Below are 14,996 nucleotides of genomic sequence, written 5' to 3' on the forward strand. Positions count from 1 at the left end.
TTCAATTACTTGCATAAATTCGATGGACGCGTCTTATATCCCCATAGCTGAAGCAAGGGGTTTTACGACGCATTAGATAAGGATAATTCTGTAAATTTCCCTGATCCTCTATGTCCCATAAACAAAATTTTCATATAAGGATTATTACTATATTCCAGTGCAAGTGACATCAGCTTAACAGCATTTGTTCCTCTGGCCTCATATGTATCTACAAAAAAATCATTTATCTGCTTCTTCTCATTCAATGGATAAGGTTCAAATGCTGCATAAACCTCTTCTATTGTTTTCGCCTTTTTTATCATATACTTCTCCCTGCTCCATAAAATATTCAGCATAGAATTCCTTCTTTCCATTTTAACATTGACAGTATTATATCGCAACAATAATGTATATGTCAGAATTTTCATTCTATGTCAGAATATAACAGCATTACAGGGGAATGGCTTCTTTATAGTCCTGTGTTTCTCGGTACTCCTCAAAGGTATCCTGTACCTTCTCGGCCACTTCCGATTCATACACACCAGCCGTGATGAGCAGCTTTCTCACCTTGATAGGGTTTAGAGCTAGAGCATCGGCGATGGATCGGAGGGAGCATTCCTCCTCATAAAGCATCACAGCACTTTCCATCTGCTCTTTCAGATTTTCCCAGCATCATACTCCGGCTTTAGCTTCTTTCGACCGCCACCTGGCTTCCGAGATTTATACGCTCTTTTTTCTCCCATGATTATTCGTGCAGCTCCAGCGGTAGTCCGTCCGGGTCATGGAAGAAAGTCATCTTCCTTCCGGTATAGTCATCCACACGGATTGGCTCACATTCAATTCCGACCGCTGCCAGTTCTTTCACTGTCTGTTCCACGCTATCAACGCAGAACGCAAGGTGACGCAGGCCACAGGCCTCCGGGCGGTTCACACGCTTCGGCGGGTTTTCCTCAGCGAAAATCTCCAACTCTGTGTATTCATTGACACGCAGATCCAGTTTCCAGTCCTTACGCTCCGGGCGATAATTCTCTCTGATAACAGAGAATCCCAGCTTGTTCACATAGAAATTCTTGACAACTTCGTAGTCAGATACGATGATTGCAATGTGGTGTATTTTTGATAAATTCATTTTTCTTACGCTCCATTTCTTTTATTTCCGTTGCAAACTATACATCAACCTTCAAAAACTACCGTGTGAACTCCAGGAGTTCACACGGCATATCATCAAAACTTGATCACTTTCGGCTCATGGGTGAAAGAACTAATGGTAGCCACACCATTCTTGAAGTAGAACACCTCAGTGTTTCCATCATCTGCGGCATACATCTTCTTCAGTCCCGGATAAGCATCCAGCATAGACTGTCTTGCTTCCACACGGTCATCCTCTACCAGCTCACCGGAAACACAAATCCACTCGCCACCTTTGAATGCACACAACTCTGCTTTCGAATTGGCATGCAGCTGCTTGGAAACATCCTTCTTCTTACCAATCTGGATGTACAGCTTGCCTTCAAAAATATGTGCCGTGCCAAACGGACGCACTCTCGGCTAATCGCCTTCGACCGTTGCCAAGTAATATGTTTCAGCTTCTTTTAAGAATTTTACGATTTCTTTCATTTTTTCGTGCCCCTTTTATCTATCTAAGTTCACTTTACATATTTGATTCCCATTTCGCTAACATTAACAAGCCAGTTGATTTTATGTTCATTTTGGCAGGTATAACCCATATTAAGCAGAGCATCCTTCATCTGGTTATTTGTTAAATAAATTCCTGTTTTAGTTTCCAGTAGATGTTTTAATGAATATGTAGAATGTTTCGGGTTATATGATTTAATTGGATTGAATGTATCTCTAATCCAATCTTGAACTATACGACGCTCATGTGGTAAAAGGTCGGACATCAATGCATTATCTAACTTGTCAAGTTCACAACGTTCATGTAAATTCAAATAACCTGCGGAATGTGGTAACCCATTATCATCGATAAAACACAAATCATGTTCTGATGCACAGCCACAGCAATCTATTTTAACAGTTCTTCCTGATAATTCTACTAAACAATAACTTTCATAATTTCCAATTACGCGATAGCCACAAATTTCTTTAGCAGTCTTAGCATCAATCTGCATTGCAATATTTCCTCCTTCACCTATTTATTCTTCATCACATCTTCGCCGATCATAATAGATCGTTGCCTGCTGCTCACCACGGAGAGGTGTGTGATATTATTACGAGCAGCGTAGGGAGCTACCGCTCCCATTATATTACAAGTATGTAAATAAATCAGCCTTGTAGATTCTGTTTTTATTCCACCGTCACGCTTTTTGCAAGGTTTCTTGGCTTGTCGACATCCAGACCCTTGGCAACGGATACATAGTATCCCAGTAACTGAAGCGGAATCACTGCCAAACTGCCAACAAAGTGCTCATCCACTTTCGGCACATACACCGTGAAGTTCACTTGATCTTCAATCTCGTACTTGCCATAAGTAGTCAGCCCCATCAGAAAAGCTCCACGGCTCTTGCACTCCAGCATATTGCTTACGGTCTTTTCGTACAGCTCGCTCTGGGTCAGCACACCGATGACCAATGTTCCCTGCTCAATCAGGCTAATGGTTCCGTGCTTCAGTTCGCCAGCAGCGTATGCTTCGGAATGGATGTAGCTGATTTCTTTCAGTTTCAAGCTGCCTTCCAAGCAGACAGCGTAATCAATACCACGACCTACGAAGAACACATCATGCACATTGGCATACTTCGCTGCAAACCACTGGATGCGTTCCTTGTCTTCCAAAATCTTCTGCATCTTCTCTGGGATAGTCTGCAGTTCAGAAATATAGTAGCTGTACTGCTCATCCGCGATTTTACCTCTGACCTTTGCGAACTGAACTGACAGACAGTACATAGCTGCAAGCTGTGCGCTGTATGCTTTAGTCGTTGCAACAGAGATTTCAGGGCCTGCAAGCGTGTAGAACACCTTATCTGCTTCACGGGCGATGCTGCTGCCAACCACATTGACAATTGCCATTGTGGTAACGCCTTTTTCCTTCGCCATACGCAATGCTGCCAGTGTATCCGCTGTCTCACCAGACTGGCTGACAACGATCACCAGAGCTTTCTGATTGACCGGCATCTTTCGATAACGGAACTCCGATGCAAGTTCCACACGCACCGGAATGTCTGCCATATCTTCCAGCACATACTGAGCGGCCATGCCAACATGCCATGCAGAACCGCAAGCTACAATATAGATCTGCTCGAAATTCTTGATTTCATCCTCAGTTATCTCCACGCTGGACAGGTCGATAGTGCCATTCTTGATTACGGAATTAAGGGTATCTTGAACAGCTTTTGGCTGTTCGTGAATCTCTTTCATCATGAAATGCTCAAAGCCGCCCTTTTCAGCCGCTTCTGCATCCCACTTAATCTCGGTGGTCTGCTTTTCGATTTCATCACCATCAAGATTATAAAAATGAGCCTCACCCGGAGTCAATTTTGCAAACTCAAGATTGCCGATGTAATATACATTACGAGTATATTTCAGAATTGCCGGGACATCCGAAGCCACATAGGTTTCACCATCCGCAATGCCGATGATCATCGGACTGTCCTTACGTGCCACCCAAATCTCACCCGGGTAGTCACGGAACATCAGCTCAAGAGCATAGGAACCACGGACACGCACCATTGTTTTCGCAATAGCATCTATAGGACCGAGGTTGTATTTTTTATAGTAGTAATCAACCAATTTGATAACGACTTCTGTATCTGTCTGGCTGTAGAATGTATATCCATGCTTCAGGAGCTTTTCTTTTAGCTCCGTGTAATTCTCAATGATACCGTTATGTACACCAACGACCTCAGACTCAACTTCCCCAGAGCCAGAGCGAGTACAGTTACCAGAAACGTGAGGATGTGCATTTGTCTGGCTCGGCTCCCCGTGTGTTGCCCAGCGAGTATGACCGATACCACAAGTTCCCTTCAACGCATTGCCGTTATCCGTTTTCTCCATCAAATTAGACAAACGACCTTTTGCTTTCACAACCTCTGCCAGATTCTCTCCATCACGGATAGCCAGTCCAGCTGAGTCATATCCTCTATATTCCAGTTTAGACAGTCCATCTAGCAGGATCGGTGCTGCCTGTCGGTTTCCAGTAAAACCAACGATTCCACACATAGGTTTATCCCTCCCATTATTTATTTCTCTCGCCTATTATATTTTCCTTTTTATAAAAAACGACTCCGGGTAGTTGCCAGAGTCGTCATTGACCTTATACTTTATATCCCTTTTCGCAGATCACCTTGACCACTTCGTCAACATATTTCTGGCAGCTATCGTGGTCAGGTGCTTCCACCATAACACGCACGACCGGCTCCGTGCCGGACTCACGAACCAGAATGCGACCAGTATCACCCAGAGCCTCAGCAACCTTATTTACTACTTCCTGCACAGCAGGATCATTCTGCGCGGCTTTCTTATCGGTCACACGGACATTCTCCAACACCTGTGGATAGATTTTCAACGGTGCCGCCAATTCGCTCATCGGCTTCTTCTTGGCCAGCATCACTTCCAGCATCTTCAGACTGGTCAGGATACCATCACCAGTGCTTGCGTACTTGCTGAAAATGATATGGCCACTCTGCTCGCCGCCGATGCGGCAGCCGTTTTTGGCCATGTACTCATAGACATACTTGTCGCCCACAGCAGTTTTAACATACCCAATACCCTGCTCATCAAATGCTTTATACAGACCAAAGTTTGACATGACCGTAGTAACAACTGTATTATTCAGCAACTTTCCGCGTTCTTTCATATAGCAGCCGTAGATGTACAGGATATGGTCACCCGTGATGACGTTTCCTTTCTCATCTACACACAGGCACCGATCGGCATCACCATCGTAGGCAAACCCAACGTCCAGCCCCTTCTCCACAACAAACTTCTGCAGACCCTCAATATGCGTAGAGCCGGCATTATTGTTGATGTTCAGACCGTTCGGCTTGTTGTTTATGACATAGGTGTCTGCGCCAAGGGCATCGAACACAGACTTTGCAATGTTCCAAGAGCTACCGTTGGCACAATCCAAACCAACTTTAACACCTCTGAAAGAATAGATACCCAGAGAAATCAGATAACCCATGTAACGATTACGGCCTGCCACATAATCTACCGTACAGCCAACATGATCACGACTTGCAAATGGTAGTTCCGGCCAATCCATATCAAACACATGGAGCTTACCGTCAATATAAGCCTCGATCAGCAACAACGTTTCTTCCGGCATCTTCTCACCGTAACCGTCAATCAGCTTGATACCATTATCGTAATATGGGTTGTGGCTGGCAGAAATCATGATGCCACAGTCAAAGTCATCCACACGAGCAATGTAAGCCACAGACGGGGTTGTAGTAACATGGAGCAGATAGGCATCCGCTCCCGAAGCAGTCAGACCAGCGACAAGGCTGTACTCAAACATATAGGAGCTGCGGCGAGTATCCTTGCCGATAACAATACGGGCAGGATTGCCGTCACAATTGCGCTCACGCAATGTGTTATAGTACCAACCTAAGAAACGACCCACCTTATAGGCATGATCAGAAGTTAATGTAATTCCGGCTTCACCACGGAAGCCGTCAGTTCCAAAATACTTACCCATTCTTTATTACCTCTCTTATGCTTCTTCAATCTTAAAAGGGCAAACCTTTAAACATTGATAACAGCGAACACATTTACTGTCATCTATTTGCGGATATTCAAAGCCTTCTTCGTCCTCTACCATAGAAATAGCTTCTTTCGGACAGATGGCATAACAAGCTGTACACCCACAGCATTCTTCTTTTCTTTTATATAGTACTGGTATTTCTTTCAATTCAGTTCCTCCCTAGTACAATCAAACACGAAACACAAAGAGTAATCCATATTCTGTATTACTCTCTGCCCCCCCCGATTACTCGAAGCATATTTTTAATTATTTTCTTTACTTTCCTTTTTGCTCTTGTTTTCAAGGAATATTTTATCGGAGCACCATACTTTCCTTCCAGCTCTTCGAAACTCATTGTGTGCATATCATCAAAAAAAGTATCTCTTTGTGACGGCCTTGCACATGACTTGTATTCAGCAGGATTTCCTTTTACACCAGCTTCATATGTCACCTCTTTTAATTTCATTTTGCAACTGATATAGTTAAATATTTCTTTTCCTTTTTGGGTTCGAATCAATACGAGAGAAGTTCCTAACCCATCATTCATCTCTGGAGCGACATCATTAATCCCCCAGAAGTCAGCAACCGTCAAATCAGACAGTTTCTCTCTTTTAGCCACACACTCATAGCATGATGGGCGCAGACAATAATCTCTTAAAAACATCTGCATATAGGGGTCTTTATCTTTAGATATATAAAACTTTTTTACAGAATCTTCTGGAATATTTTCCAAAACTTCCTTCATGCCAAAATCAGTCCAACTTTCATCCTTGCAACGAAAGTTAATCCCTTTCAGTTTTCCACCAGACTTTTTTTCTTGATATTGTGCGTATTCTCTCCACAATGTAGGTGATGGTGCTCCGTGACAAATCACATCCATGCAAATCAAATTATCATAATCTTTTCCAAGAAATCTTCTTAGCCCGTTTACTTGGCAACCTGTTCCTGTAAATAACACAATTTTTCCTGCTTGCAATTCTACCTTAACTTTCTTAAATGTATCCCCAACTTTTGCTTGCAGGTATTTTGATCCACGGAGTTTTATTAGTTCACTTCGATCCGTAACTGCAATAAATTCTGCCGAATAGCAATCCTCAGACATCGCGACACCATAAATAATGCCATTCTTATTAAGCACATACTCTGCCAGAGAAGAAAATACCGCTCCAGAAGAACTGCTCAATCTCACATCTTTATCTTTACTATAACAAGCATATACTTTTTCTGGCTTCACTAGTATATCCTCCTCTTCCAGTACCTTTTATACAAATCCAATATACCGCAACAATTTTTTATGGTTCTTCAATGTCATCTGAGCAAGATGCACTACGATGTAACTAATGAATGATGTCAGTACAAATCGCAATGCCCAATAAGCATACCAGTTTTCACATTCTATAATTCTACCAACAATCATCAGCACTGCCATGTGAATATAGAAAATTCCATATGAGCAATCTCCTATCTTTGATAGCAAGTGACAGCCACTACGATTATTTTCATTTTTCTTTAGAAGCCAGCCAATTATGGTAACAGAATAAAGAAATGAACCAACTGTTATCTGACTCGTATAGAATCCAATATCGAATCCTACTGCTCTCAATCCAACCGCTTCAACGCAACTTAATGCGAGCGCACCTGCCGCCGCATATCCATTGCATTTCAATTTCCATCCACAGCGCACATGAATTCCTAAATAATAAAAGACAAACCATGCTGGGAATAATGTTTCATATAGACGTGGTGAGATACCAACTATATAATTCCAAGCGTACAAATACATTAAGTAAAGCGACGTTACTAACCATAGAATTCTACTGATAACTCCATTTTGTTTTACAGTTTTGACTAGCCAAGGCGTCATCATCGTAAGCTGCATCAAAACGACAATATAGTAAAATGGAGTTGCTGACTTTCCAACAATAAATCGGTAAACAAATCCAAACCAATGAATCTCATTGCCACTGTGTACGATTTTTAATAGCTCAAGTCCACTATACAGTAGCGACCAAATCATAAATGGGATACACAGTCGCCCCCCCCCGATAAATTATCCAGTGTTTATAACTGAATTCTTTATCAGACAAGGCATCGACATTCACAAAATAACCGGCCATAAAAACAAATGTAGCAACTGCAAAATTGATGATCTGGCGAAGAACAACGAACTCTGCACCATATCCAGTAGAATAATTAAATCCACCTAAGGAATGAATCAATACAACCGCCAATATACAGATTCCCCGGATGCTTTGCCAATATTCTTTCTTTTCTTTCATCTCTTTATTTCCTTAAGATTTTTCTAATTGGACCCATAACAAGCTGCTTTTCTTCTTCATTCATTCCTAAGAAATACATTGAGAGTCCGTACACAACTGTATAGACAATTGCAAATACTCCCAGTTTAACAAGTCCCGTAATATTGGCAAATTTCATAATGAAAAATCCGACTACACAAGGTGCAATCAATGCCGGGATAAACTTTGCAATCTCTTTCCAAAAATAAATCATGTTCATTCCAATTCGGGCATGATAATACCAGTTCATGAAGATGGCATTGCCCGCAATAAGAGAAATAGCTGTCCCAAGCGCAGCACCAGCTGGTCCCATAAGTTTAATCAGTGGAATGCTGATAAATACGTTGGCAATCGCAATTGCCAAATAGACAACTGCCCTTGCCTTATGCATATTCTTGGCTCTTTGAATCTCAATTCCAAGGTTTTGTATCAGAGGAACTGTAACTGGGACAATTAACAAAAGCGCAACTATATATGAGGCCCCATATTCAGGTCCAGCCCATATTTTCACAAACGGAACGCCAAAAAATACAAATCCCGATAGAATCAGCCCTAAAACCATAAACTGAATACGTCCAACCTTAGTAAAAAGTCTTGTCAGTTGTGCATCATCATTTGATTCAGCTACTATGCGGTTAACCTTGGGAACAAAAACATTTGAAATAGACGACGAAAACTGAAGATACAATGTGTTGATTTGTCCTCCAACACCGTATACAGCAACCGCCGTTGTTCCTGCTAATCTTCCTAACAAGAATTTATCAACACTCCAGTTGATCTGATCGATAATCTGATTTAAAAAAATGAAGAAAGTAAATACCCACATTTCTTTCAACAATCCAATTTGAAGCCCGCGGAACTCAAAGCATATATGTAATTTCTTAAAGCAGTAGAACATATTGGATAGCAATACTGCAAAGGTCAGAAATGTTGTAACGGAAACCATACCAATCGAGCCGTACCCCATAATAAGCAACGGTAGCGTCAAAAATGGGCTGAACAAATTCTGAAGAAGAATCAGCAACTTTTGAAATAGAAATTTTTCATGAGCAGTAATCGAACAGTTAAATACACTGTTCGGGAATGTCATTGCAAGATTAATAATAAGGAGTCCCATTAATATTCTTGCTGTTTCATATTCGCTATCTGTAAGTCCTGTGCCAAAAATGCCACGGATATTTCCAATCATCACAATTCCACAAAGAATGCAAATCACAGAAATCGAACAGAAAATGATCATGAACATACCGTTCAGCTTTGCAACTCCATCTTCGTCCTTTTGTGCTTTATATCTTGAATAGAAACGTAAATAGGAACTACCAAATCCTAGGCTTAATAAGCTCAAATAAGAAACAACTGAATATACAAGTTGGTACAGTCCATATTCACTTTGTCCCAAAAGGTGAAGCATAATTGGAGTGTATACGAGATTTACCAGTATCTTAATTATTTCCCCGGCATAAGATAAAATCACTCCCGCCTTACGCTGATTAATTGTCATATCCTTTTTCCTCAACTAAACATCTTTCTAAATATTCTCTAAAGATTGCTCTCTCATCACGCAATTTTTCAAATATTCCTTCAAAATTAATTTCAAAAGGCGCCGAAGTATCCAATTGGCTAAAACTTCTTGAACGAATCCCCAACTTGCAGTACAGTGTTTGGAACCTACTATTCATATTAAGAGAAGTGCCTCCGCGGTTGCTAACAACGAACGGCTTACGATGTAAAATAGAAAATATTATACCGTGATATGAATCGGTAAAAACGATTTTTGCATTATGGATTAAATATATAAAAGCATCAGGTCCCAGCGTTAGATATTTTTTTTCCTTCATTAAATTAACCATTTTTAATTTATGCGTACTACAAAATGATTTGATTTTTTCATTTTCCTGATTACTTCCCAACATATAAATCAATGCATAATCATCCTGCAACTCAATGTCAGGTTTTTTTTCATATTTATCCCAAAAATCCGCATCAAACATGAGCGTTGGATCTATTAACGTCTCCACTTTTTTCCCGGACAGCATTGAAATCAACTGAGAGCCTGTATACTCTCTCGATGATAAATAACGAAACCCCGTTAAATATTTCTTGTACAATTCGACCTTGTTAGTCGGCACCTCTTCCGCAGCAATACTAGGCGAGAGTGCAATTCGCTTATCTGGTGACGCAAATTGTAAGAACAATGTACTATTTACATCTTCAGAGTACGGTGACCATATTTGATCACTCCCTGCAATATAATAATCAAAGTCCTTTTCAGGAAAAGATGACGCAGTTTTTTCTGCAATAGGTATATCATAGTAGCGTATGTATTTTTCATCAAACCGCAAAAAGTTTTGATGACGCTTTAATAAACAGCAATAGTTTCCACTTAATAATTGTTTCACATTTTTCTTAATATTAAATCCTATTGGATACTCTAATGGAGTCTGTTTTATAGTATAAACATCTTCAAAATAACTATGCAAGATTTCTTGCACTGCAAGATTTTGTAATCGCTGTCCATAATTATCTCCATAAGTAAATGTTAAAATTGCTACTTTCATTCAACAATCACCTTCTTTACACTTCAAACAACACAATGTATAAAAGAATGCCAAAATACATGTACTAGAAAATTCTGTTACTAGTTGCGTATATGTCATTAGTATTAAAAATAAAACTACCATAACTGTTGCAAGAAGATTTGACTTTATATTATCCATTGTAATAAAATAAATCATAAGCAATATCAATGCAACAAACACTATACCACCAAGCATCAAGAAAACGCTCAAGTCATTTTGTCCAAAATGGTAAAATCCAAAAGCACCATTTTGACGCCATGTATAATTACCTAATCCATAGCCTAACATGTGATGGATTGGATCTCCTAATATGTAGACGACAGCTCCTATTCTTTCTGCACTTCCAGTTGCTTTTGCTCCCAAGTCAAGTCCTTCTGTAATTCTCGTCATAATAGACGTTAGAATTTTATTGGTAGCTTCAATTCTAATTAAAACATTGTAGACAACACAAATACTAGCAATTGCAAATATTATATATTTTGCAATTCCTTTTATTTTATCAACAGTTGTCTGGCTCACTCCCCTATAAACATCATACAGTTTATAGATTGCAACAAACAAAGCGATTAGTAGAAAGCAAGTCTTGTTGTCATTTTTTGTAGATATCCAAAGCATGAAAGCAAGCACAATTATATTATATACGCCAAATGCAACCCGATAATTTTTGTTTTTAATTTTCCCATATATATCAATATTTAAAACCGTCATAAACGCGGTATACAGTCCTAGTAATGGCGTTCCATTATAACCAAGAAGTCCACAAATTAGGTCTTCCTTCATAGGATTGACAACACCGTCTGGATGCTTTCCTGCCAAAGCTAGATTTCCTCCGAGTTCTATCATAAGAGCTGGAATATTAACAAAATAATATACATTAAAGAGCCATGCACATTTATAAAAGAACCGTGACAATGTTTCTTTTCGATTGCCAATCAAATAGCCGACAAATACAAACACACAAAGTGATGGAAAAAACAATTTGAAATTCTGCATACCAACAGAAGTGTTATTATAGGCACTATACCAAAAATACACTAATGTTATTAGAAACCAAAAAAATCCCTTTGCAATCTTTCGATATCCCCTAATTCGTGAAATAAATTGAAATAGAAGTAAAAGCAAAAAAATATACGAATATCTCCTTGTAAGGTTCAGCCATCTTATGCCCATAACTTGGACAATCAACATCAAATAGAGTACTTTTTCTAATAAATCTTGTTTTCCTATTTTTAATCTAAATCGCATCTTCTACCCCTCTACTTATTCATCGCTTAGTGCTGAAAATATATGAATTTTCCCACAATATATAGAACAGGGTTTTTAAATACATTATTTTTGTTTTCTTTTAATAAGTTTCTTTCATCAAAAATAAAATCAGATATATCCGGATTCATCCGCATATCAATAATTTTTTTTCCTGTTCGCTGATACTCGTCAACATCTTTTCGGGATTGACCACTTTTGATCCACTCAATACATTTATCTATATCTTCAAAAACAATCCCATTCTTATTGAATAAAGTCATTGCTGCAATATTCCCGCTATTAGGATTAGTTATTACAAAACAGCCTGCAGATGTTGCCTCAAAATATGTATAGCTATATGTTTCTTGACATTTTGACCATTGAAAAACAATATCGATGTTTAAATCTGCAAGCTGTTCCTGCATTGTCTTCGAGGTCTTTTCTCGATAATCAACACGAATTGTCTTTACATCATCATCCTTGTGATATATATTAGAATTTCCCAGATAATAAAATTCATATTGTTCCTTTGATGCTGCATTGACTAGTCTATTCCATTCTGCAAAACCTTTGTGATTGGCCGGCTGACCCATATATGCAATCCGAAGTTTTTTCGCTTTGTTTTTAATCTCGCAATGCTTCCATCCATATATAAGGTGAGAGCGAACAGTGCACCTTACATGAATGTCAAAAACTCTTTTTAAGTTTTCTAGCGTATTCATTGATGGACAAATAAACATATCCAAATTTGATCTTATATCGCAAAAAAAATCAGCAGAGCTTTTATAATTTTTAATTGCCTTATCAAGATAATTGCAATTTCCACAATTTGTCTCACATGGAATTACAATTTTCTTATCGCAGGCAGTTCCAGACTTGCTGCTCCAAAAAACATAAGGACAAACCGATGTAAAATCATGTACAATATATCGAATCGGAAGATTTAATCTATTTAATTGAGTCCCAAGTGTTTGTTTTTCAAAATAGTTCATCTGATTGATTATAACGCCTTGGAAAGCAACGGAATATTTATAGGATATACTATTGAGCACTTTTTCAAGTTTGCATAATTCGAATGTTCCATAGTAACATTCGTTTAAATTAATAGAAACAAATTCTATATTCTTACTTTTAACGATTCTTTTTGCAATGCGATTCAACCTTCTAAGTGGATAAACTTGTACTACAAAATATCCTTTTAATAGCAGCCTTCCCACAATTTCAGATAGAAATTTTTCTGTTCCACCTGTTTCACGCGTATAATCCGAATTGGAAAAGAAAACTATTCCTTGTTTAACACCTTTTGTCATTCAGCTTTTCTTCCTTTTCTTTTTTCTTCATTATGAACAAATACACGTCCATAAAGCACTCCATTTATTTTGATACAGTCGAAATTTTAAGACATATATAAAACGATCAATCTTACGTTTTTTTTCAAAAGAAACAGCACCATCTATTAGTTCCTGATAATCAGTTCCAATCGCATCAATACAACTACAACATGCTAATTGTCTTATTCGTTGATATAATCCACTTCGGGTAATTTCCATCTGTCTTCCCGAAATAACTCTACTACAGATTTCTCGAATTCTTGAAGAACGAGTTATATGCTTTGCTCCAAGCGTATTGGTCCCATGCTGACGGTATAATGCTAACGGCTCATCTAGATATTCGATTTTTCCGATAACACTTGCTATTAACATTACCCACCAATCATGCATAATTATATTATTTGTATCCTCAACCACTGATGCCTTCGCTAACGTGTTATTGATAATCATTGTACATCCCGCTGCATACCCTTTCATAACAGCACGATCTATTGTGATTTCATCAACTGATAGAGCATTATACTTTATAAAAGACGAAGCAATCTCTTTTAGATTTTCGTCAACGACCTTCATATCACAATATACGAGCGCTGACACGGCTGGATTATCACTTTCCAGTTTTTTTATTGCTTCCACCGATTTTTCAATCTTGTTCGGTAACCAAACATCATCCTGATCACAAAACATACAATACTTAAATTGGACTCCAATTTTCTTCAACATATAAAGAAAATTACTTTTGGCACCACCACACGTTCCTGATTTAAGTCTTATGAAATTATCGTTGACTTTGCAGAATTCATCTATGATTTTGCAAGTCGAATCCGTTGAGCCATCGTCGTGTATATAGCAAACAAACTCACTATAGGTTTGATTCTTTATTGACTCCAACATCTCTAAGACATACTTTTCACCATTGTATGTCGCCATAAGCACACAAACTTTACTGTCCATTTTTCCCCCTTATAGTAAATTCAGAAGTACGCGGATTCTATATGAACGCACAGCATTCTTGTCCATGCCTTTCATCTCACCGATCTCCATAATTTTCCATTTACCGATAATGCTTTTTTTGTAGTTACTCATATACATTAAATAATCCATGTCGTCTCTCTGAATCTGCTTTTCACTGGCAATTAACTCTTCCGCTACAATTGACATAGAGTGCTTACTGCTATTTTTCCAATTCCATAATACAGTTTTTAGTTTTTGAACGCCGGTTTTATTGTTCTTTGCCACAACATTATTAGAATGAACTCGATATCCAAAATGAGGCTCCATATCCCAGTAAATTGAGCCTTCGCAGTTTGCATACAACATAACAATCAAATCATGCATAGGAATGCAACTTATGTTTGCAGTCCTAATACGTTGGCACAATGTATCAGAAAAAATCATAGAACATCCTTGAGTACAACCCGAGACAAACAATTTCCGAATAGTCATATTAGGTGTTCTGTTAGTTCGACATTCTTTAATAACTGTGCCGTTCTCATCTATGATGCGGCAGTTACAAGCATACAAATACGTATTACCCTTAAGGTGCTCAATTCCCTTTTCGATTTTATTAGCATCCCAAATGTCATCCTGATCGCAAAAAGCATAATAGTCGGCTTGAATTTCAGGATTCATCAATAACATCCAGAAACTCATTGCCGGACCTGCATTTTTTTCTTTATATAAAACTATCTTTATTTTCTTCTTCCAATTTTCAATGATATCAAAAGTATTATCTGTACTACCATCATCTCTGATGTAAACTGTCATTTCGTCAGCAACTGTCTGATTTGCTAGACTTTCCAACTGCTTATCCAAAAAAAGGTGTCCATTATATGTTGACATTAAAACCGCAATTCTCATAAGACCT

17 protein-coding genes are annotated in these 14,996 nt (G+C 38.6%); all 17 read right to left on the reverse strand.

Annotation, left to right across the window (positions count from 1 at the left end):
- Positions 1-62: 62 nt before the first annotated feature.
- Positions 63-335 carry a hypothetical protein gene (locus HFM85_RS01470; RefSeq protein WP_173737295.1) on the reverse strand — a complete coding sequence of 91 codons (273 nt, stop codon included), beginning with the start codon at positions 333-335 and terminating at the stop codon, positions 63-65.
- A gap of 94 nt (positions 336-429) precedes the next feature.
- Complete coding sequence (locus tag HFM85_RS01475) at positions 430-627, reverse strand: hypothetical protein (protein ID WP_173737294.1); 198 nt, start codon at positions 625-627, stop codon at positions 430-432.
- A gap of 97 nt (positions 628-724) precedes the next feature.
- Positions 725-1,108, reverse strand: coding sequence for an SMU1112c/YaeR family gloxylase I-like metalloprotein (gene gloA2 / locus HFM85_RS01480; protein ID WP_173737293.1), 384 nt, complete (start codon positions 1,106-1,108; stop codon positions 725-727).
- 95 nt (positions 1,109-1,203) lie between these two features.
- Positions 1,204-1,521: a NimC/NimA family protein gene (locus tag HFM85_RS01485; protein ID WP_330594670.1), complete on the reverse strand. Its 318-nt coding sequence runs from the start codon at positions 1,519-1,521 to the stop codon at positions 1,204-1,206.
- A 104-nt stretch (positions 1,522-1,625) separates the two neighbouring features.
- Positions 1,626-2,108 (reverse strand): hypothetical protein, encoded by a 483-nt coding sequence (locus tag HFM85_RS01490; protein WP_173737292.1) that lies wholly within the window; start codon positions 2,106-2,108, stop codon positions 1,626-1,628.
- 175 nt (positions 2,109-2,283) lie between these two features.
- A complete protein-coding gene (gene glmS, locus HFM85_RS01495) occupies positions 2,284-4,152 on the reverse strand; it encodes a glutamine--fructose-6-phosphate transaminase (isomerizing) (RefSeq protein WP_173737291.1) in 1,869 nt (622 codons plus the stop codon).
- 94 nt (positions 4,153-4,246) lie between these two features.
- Complete coding sequence (gene glmM, locus HFM85_RS01500) at positions 4,247-5,632, reverse strand: phosphoglucosamine mutase (RefSeq protein ID WP_173737290.1); 1,386 nt, start codon at positions 5,630-5,632, stop codon at positions 4,247-4,249.
- Between the two features lie 15 nt (positions 5,633-5,647).
- Positions 5,648-5,845, reverse strand: coding sequence for a 4Fe-4S dicluster domain-containing protein (locus HFM85_RS01505; protein WP_173737289.1), 198 nt, complete (start codon positions 5,843-5,845; stop codon positions 5,648-5,650).
- 58 nt (positions 5,846-5,903) lie between these two features.
- Positions 5,904-6,911 (reverse strand): Coenzyme F420 hydrogenase/dehydrogenase, beta subunit C-terminal domain, encoded by a 1,008-nt coding sequence (locus HFM85_RS01510; protein WP_330594671.1) that lies wholly within the window; start codon positions 6,909-6,911, stop codon positions 5,904-5,906.
- Between the two features lie 27 nt (positions 6,912-6,938).
- On the reverse strand, positions 6,939-7,694 hold the full coding sequence (locus HFM85_RS01515) for an acyltransferase family protein (protein WP_173754594.1): 756 nt from the start codon (positions 7,692-7,694) through the stop codon (positions 6,939-6,941).
- Entirely contained in the window at positions 7,672-7,956 is a 285-nt protein-coding gene (locus HFM85_RS01520; protein ID WP_173754596.1) for an acyltransferase family protein, read from the reverse strand. The genes HFM85_RS01515 and HFM85_RS01520 overlap by 23 nt, the downstream gene beginning before the upstream one ends.
- Positions 7,957-7,960: 4 nt before the next feature.
- Positions 7,961-9,475 (reverse strand): lipopolysaccharide biosynthesis protein, encoded by a 1,515-nt coding sequence (locus HFM85_RS01525; protein ID WP_173737287.1) that lies wholly within the window; start codon positions 9,473-9,475, stop codon positions 7,961-7,963.
- The gene (locus HFM85_RS01530) at positions 9,465-10,532 is read right to left on the reverse strand and encodes a polysaccharide pyruvyl transferase family protein (RefSeq protein WP_173737286.1); all 1,068 of its coding nucleotides are present in this window, start codon (positions 10,530-10,532) and stop codon (positions 9,465-9,467) included. Before HFM85_RS01530 ends, HFM85_RS01525 begins: the two co-directional genes overlap by 11 nt.
- Positions 10,533-11,798, reverse strand: a complete 1,266-nt coding sequence (locus HFM85_RS01535) for a PEX28-32 family peroxisomal membrane protein (RefSeq protein WP_173737285.1) — start codon at positions 11,796-11,798, stop codon at positions 10,533-10,535.
- 26 nt (positions 11,799-11,824) lie between these two features.
- A complete protein-coding gene (locus HFM85_RS01540) occupies positions 11,825-13,108 on the reverse strand; it encodes a glycosyltransferase family protein (RefSeq protein ID WP_173737284.1) in 1,284 nt (427 codons plus the stop codon).
- A gap of 30 nt (positions 13,109-13,138) precedes the next feature.
- Complete coding sequence (locus tag HFM85_RS01545) at positions 13,139-14,083, reverse strand: glycosyltransferase family 2 protein (RefSeq protein WP_173737283.1); 945 nt, start codon at positions 14,081-14,083, stop codon at positions 13,139-13,141.
- 9 nt (positions 14,084-14,092) lie between these two features.
- Positions 14,093-14,989: a glycosyltransferase gene (locus HFM85_RS01550; protein ID WP_173737282.1), complete on the reverse strand. Its 897-nt coding sequence runs from the start codon at positions 14,987-14,989 to the stop codon at positions 14,093-14,095.
- Positions 14,990-14,996 lie beyond the last annotated feature (7 nt).

It is taken from the genome of Blautia schinkii, assembly GCF_013304825.1.
GTDB classification, from domain to species: Bacteria; Bacillota; Clostridia; order Lachnospirales; family Lachnospiraceae; genus Blautia_A; species Blautia_A schinkii_B.